Genomic DNA, 5,085 nt, shown 5'->3' with positions numbered 1-5,085 from the left:
TCTCCGGTGGTGGTTCGGCAGGGGGCCCCGGCGGTGGTCCGCCCGGCGGTGGCGCCGGCGGTGGCGGCCGATACGGATAGCGGGGATCGCCAGGCTTGCCGGTGATGGCGTCCGGCAACGTCAGCCTCGGCTCGCCGCCCTGCCCAGTACGGGGGAACGGCACCGGAAGCGCCGGGGTCGCCGGTTGACCGGTCTGCGGGTCGGTGCGTTCCGATGGCAGCAGCACGTTCGGATCGAGGCCCAGATCCGAGAAGGCGGCGTCGACGAAGGGCTGCACAAACTGCCCCGGCAATAAGTTTCCGATGTAGGCCTTGAAAAACGGGCCCGACGACACCGACTCACCGAGTGATATCGCGTAGGTGTTGAGTAGTTTGATCGCTTCCTGAACGCGCTGTTTGCGGTTGTCGACGATCGTGAGGACGCCGTTGAGCTTGTCGAGCGCGGGCCGCAGCTGTTCGCGGTTCTCCGCGATGAACCCCGACAGCTGCGCGCTGAGCCCGGAGATGTTGTTGGCGATCTGATCCAGCGCGCCGCTTTGGGTTCGCAACGACAACAACAGCGCGTTGGTGTTGGCGATCAGGCTGACGACCTGGTCGCTGCGTTGCGCCAACACGGTGGTCGCTTTGTTGGCGTTGGCCAGCAGGTTGCGCAGCTGCTGATCCCGAGCATTCAGCGTCCTAGACAATCGTTCCACGCCCGCTACTGCCATCCGCAAGTCGGGCGGGGTGTTTTGGAAGGTCTGCGCCAGCGTGGCCAACGAATCCGAAAGCTGTTGGGTGTTCAACCCGCTGATCGTCATCGTCAGATCGCCCAGAGCGTCGGGCAATTGGTAGGGCGACGTGGTGCGCTCGAGCGGAATGGTCTGTGACAGCTGCCCGTCGCCTCGGGGGATTACTTGGACGATTTTGGTCCCGAGCAAGGTGTCGGTCTTGATGGCGGCTTCGGCACGGTCGCCCAGGCGGATTTTGTCGTCGATCTTGAATTCGATCAGAACCTTCGGCCCGTCGAGTTTGACGCCGGAAACCTGGCCGACCCGGTAGCCGGACACCTGCACTTCCGCGCCGCGTTGCAGGGCGCCGGCGTCGGCAAAGTAGGCACTGTAGGACTTTCCGGTGGACAAGAACGGGATCTTGTCGTACTGCAGAGCGAACAGCACCAGCCCTGCGATCGCCGAAATTCCGATTGCGCCGATGGTGAGCGGATTGCGCTCAGAGAAACTTTTCATTTCGGCGCGCACCGCCCTGACACCTGGCCGGCCACCTTGATGAATACCGGCTGCCCACCTTTTCCATTGAGCTTGAGCACGGCATCGCACAGATAGAAACTGAAGAAGTCGCCGTAGAGACCGAACCTGTTAAGCCGTTGGTACTTATCCGGCAGCGTATTGAGCAGATTGTCGAGGTATGCGTGATCGGCGACGGCGATCCCGGCGACCCGGTCTAGGTGATGCACCGTGTCCTGGAATGGTTGGCGCACCTCGGAGAGCAAGTCGGTGACAGACGCCGCGGCCGCGTTGACGTTGGCAATCCCGTCGCTCACCTCCGTCCGGCGGCCCGCCAGGCCCTCTACCAGCTGTGTCACTGAGTCAACCGCTTCGTCGAACTGCTTGCTTTGATCGCCCAGCGACCCCAGAACGGTGTTGAGGTTGTCGATCACCTCCTGGATCAGTTGATCACGGTCCGCCAGGGTGGTAGTCAACGCGGCAGTCTGCGCCAGGAATGAACTGATAACGGCGCCCTGCCCCTGGAACGCCTGAATCAACTGACCCGTCAGCGCGTTGACCTGATCCGGTTCGAGGGCCCGAAACAGCGGACGGAAGCCACCGATCAGCGCGTTCAGATCAAGCGCCGGCTGGGTTCGCTCGGCAGGGATCGTCTGCCCCGGCTTTAGCGTGGTGATGCTGCCGACGCCTTCTTCGAGGGCCATATAGCGATCCCCAACCAGGTTCTCGTAGCGGATCGCCGCCCGATTGCCCTCGGTGAGCACCACCGATTCGTCGACCGAGAACTCCACATTGACCGTGGAGTCGTCCCTGACGGTGATGTTCTCGACCTTGCCCACCTCGACGCCGGCAATTCGGACGAAGTTGCCGTCCTTGAGGCCGCTGACGTTGGTGAACTGTGCATTGTAGGTTCTTTCGTTTTGGAACCGCAGCTCGCCGAAGATCGCGACGATCCCGAAGGTGCCGATCATGCACGCCACCAGAAAGACGGCGACGCGCCACAGTGTGGCTCGCAAGTCCTCTTTCATCGCAGCTTCCTCGGATCGGTGTGTGGTCAGGGTGCGGGCGGCCCGTGTGGCGCAGGCGGCGGTGGGGGCGGTCCCGGCGGCAGCGAAAGCGGGCCCGGCGTCGGCGGTACAAGTCCCGGTGAGGGCGGTCCCTCGCACCGCACACTCTGGGACTCGGGCACCACCCGGGTAACGGGGAAGAAATTGACCCAACAGGGATGTCCGAGACCGATGTTTTGCCGGATGTCGACCCCTCCGCCCCAACCGGTATTGGTGACCAATTGGCGCACCGGGAAATTCTTTGATGCATCTGGCAATGAACCGCAACCCGGCTTTCCTCCCGGCCCGCCCTTGGCCGCGATGATCGGCAGGTGCTCCGGGTAGCTGTACGGGTCATTACCGAGCAGCAGCGCGGCGTCCACGACCAGTGTCCGACCGTTGCCGCCAGCTGCTGCGTAACCGGAGTTGTCTAGATACCACTTGGAGCCGACCAGCAAGCAGGTGTACGACGGTTGGTACTTCATCAGGAGATTGGTGGTGGGTTCGAGGATGTTGACCGCACGAACCAGGTTTTCCTTGGTCGGCTCAAGCAGACCAATTCCCGAATCCGACAAACCAATCACGTTGAGCAGTAGCGCATCAAGTGCTGCCGCGTGGTTGGTGATTGTCGTGCTGGTCGTACTCGCCGCGTTCAACGTCGCCAGGATGTCTTGCGCCGCTGTAGCATAGGCGTCGCTGAAACCTGCGAAAGACCGAAAGTCCTGTCGGATCGTCTCACTTCGCGGATTCAGCTGCATCAGCACCTGATTGGCGGCTGTGGTGGCTTCACCGATCTTCTCGCCCTTTCCACGCAGACCGTCGGCCAGCGTCGTCAGGACAGCATTCAGTTTGGCCGGGTCGATCTGGTCGAGCAGGTCGACAAGGTTTTCTAGCACCGTGTTGACCTCGGTGGTGACATTGTGTGAATACAAGAGCGCACCAGCCGAAAGCCGCTCCGGGCTGGGGTCTTTGGGAGCAAGGAGCTCCACGTACTTGTCTCCGAATGCCGTTGCGGCTGTGATCTGTGCCTCGACGTTGGCAGGAATGTTCTTGATCTGTCCGGGATGAATTTCCAGCCGAATCCTTACGGGTTGCTGTTCACCCAGGGTGACGGCCGCGACCCTGCCCACCTCGACACCACGCATTTTCACCACTCCACCGGGGTCCATCATCAGACCGGCGCGTTCGGACGTCAGGGTGACCGGGACATAGGCCGTGAAGGCCCGATTGAACAGCGCCCAGGACAACGCGACGGCGCCGACGATCACCGCAACCAGAATCGTTGCCCACCATGCCGGCGAGATTCGGCTCTCTCCTTTCCTAGGCTTCATGACGCTATCCAGACAGATTGAAGTTGCCGGTGTGGCCGTAAATAGCAAGTGAGACAAACAAATTGACGAATACAGCGAATACCAGCGATGCGCGCACCGCTCGGCCCACGGCCTCTCCCACGCCCGCCGGACCACCGGATGCGTTGTAGCCGTAGTAGGTGTGGATTAGCATCACGACAACCGCGGAGAAGATGACCACGAGGAAGGACCACATCAAGTCCGTCGGGATCAGGAAAGTGTTGAAGTAGTGGTTGTAGACTCCGACCGACTGACCGTAGAGAATAGTGGTGAACTTCGCCGCCCAGAACGACGTCAGGACCGCCACGCAATACAGCGGTATCACCACAATCACACCGGCAACAACTCGGCTGGAGGCCAGATACGCCACTGACCTCACACCCATCACTTCCAGCGCGTCGATCTCCTCGCTGATTCTCATCGCACCGAGCTGGGCAGTCGACCCGGCACCGATGGTTGCCGCAAGCCCCACAGTTGCTATCAACGGAGCCGCGAGGCGCGTATTGGAGTATGCAGAAGCAAACCCAGTCAAGGCCTCTACGCCGATATTCGACAGGGCGTCATAGCCCTGCACGGCGACAACGGCACCCGCGAACATCGTCAGGAAACCCACGATCACGACCGTGCCGCCGATTAGCAGCAGTGCACCGACGCCAAGGCTCATCGCCGCGATGGCACGGATCAATTCAATGCGGTAGTTGACCAAAACGTCCCCGATCGAGCGGAGAGTCGTGGCATAGAACTGTCCCTGCCGGCCAAGCCGCTTCCAGGCATCGGCCCAAGCTTGCAGTATGCGCACCAGCCGTCCGTACGGTCGACTTGGGACGAGGCTGTGGCTCACTTCGGTGCCACCTTGAGAGCGACGGCGGTCACCAGCACGTTGATCACAAACAGCGCCATGAACGTATACACGACGGTTTCATTCACCGCATTGCCGACACCCTGCGGACCGCCACCCACCGAAATGCCTTTGTAGCAAGCGATCAAGCTGGCGGCGAGTCCAAACAGCATTGCCTTGACCATCGCGGTGATGACCTCGGGCATCCCGACAAGCAGCGTCAAGCTGGCTGCAAACGCACCCGGCGTGACGTTCTGGACGTACACCGAGAAGAAGAACGTGCCGAGCAATCCAACCAACGTGACCACAGAGTTCAGCATCAACGCAACCAGCGTGGCCGCCAGCACCCGCGGCACAACCAACCGCTGAACAGGACTGATCCCGAGCACCCGCATCGCGTCCAGCTCTTCGCGGATCGTGCGAGCGCCCAGATCAGCGCACATCGAGGTCGCGGCCGCGCCGGCGACCACGACCACAGTCACGATTGGTCCGATCTGATTGACCGTGGAGAGCGCCGCACCGCTGCCAGACAAATCGGCAGCCCCGATCTCGTCGAGCAAGATATTGAGCATGAACACCACGAGCGTGCAGAAGGGAATAGACAGCATCATGGTGGGCACGAGTGACACC

General features: G+C 61.5%; 5 protein-coding genes. All 5 read right to left on the bottom strand.

From position 1 onward, the window contains the following. Window positions 1-1,225 (bottom strand): MCE family protein (locus ACRDU5_RS08520; RefSeq protein ID WP_526614044.1); only part of this gene is annotated, 1,225 nt, incomplete at its 3' end. After that, window positions 1,222-2,250 carry an MCE family protein gene (locus ACRDU5_RS08515; RefSeq protein WP_526614043.1) on the bottom strand — a complete coding sequence of 343 codons (1,029 nt, stop codon included), beginning with the start codon at window positions 2,248-2,250 and terminating at the stop codon, window positions 1,222-1,224. The genes ACRDU5_RS08515 and ACRDU5_RS08520, both read right to left, overlap by 4 nt. A gap of 26 nt (window positions 2,251-2,276) precedes the next feature. Next, complete coding sequence (locus ACRDU5_RS08510) at window positions 2,277-3,599, bottom strand: MCE family protein (protein ID WP_526614046.1); 1,323 nt, start codon at window positions 3,597-3,599, stop codon at window positions 2,277-2,279. 4 nt (window positions 3,600-3,603) lie between these two features. Then, on the bottom strand, window positions 3,604-4,419 hold the full coding sequence (locus ACRDU5_RS08505) for an MlaE family ABC transporter permease (RefSeq protein ID WP_526614045.1): 816 nt from the start codon (window positions 4,417-4,419) through the stop codon (window positions 3,604-3,606). Window positions 4,420-4,454: 35 nt separating this feature from the next. Beyond that, on the bottom strand, window positions 4,455-5,085 hold a 631-nt coding region (locus tag ACRDU5_RS08500; RefSeq protein ID WP_526614042.1), incomplete at its 5' end, for an MlaE family ABC transporter permease.

Origin of the sequence: Mycobacterium sp. (assembly GCF_050701515.1) — a bacterium.
Taxonomy (GTDB): Bacteria; Actinomycetota; Actinomycetes; order Mycobacteriales; family Mycobacteriaceae; genus Mycobacterium.
This window is presented reverse-complemented; position numbering and strand designations above follow the sequence as displayed.

What these genes read in the sequence shown, in the direction of transcription:
- ACRDU5_RS08510 (WP_526614046.1), bottom strand. Translation starts at nt 3,599, where the DNA reads ATGAAGCCTAGGAAAGGAGAGAGCCGAATCTCGCCGGCATGGTGGGCA.
- ACRDU5_RS08515 (WP_526614043.1), bottom strand. Translation starts at nt 2,250, where the DNA reads ATGAAAGAGGACTTGCGAGCCACACTGTGGCGCGTCGCCGTCTTTCTG.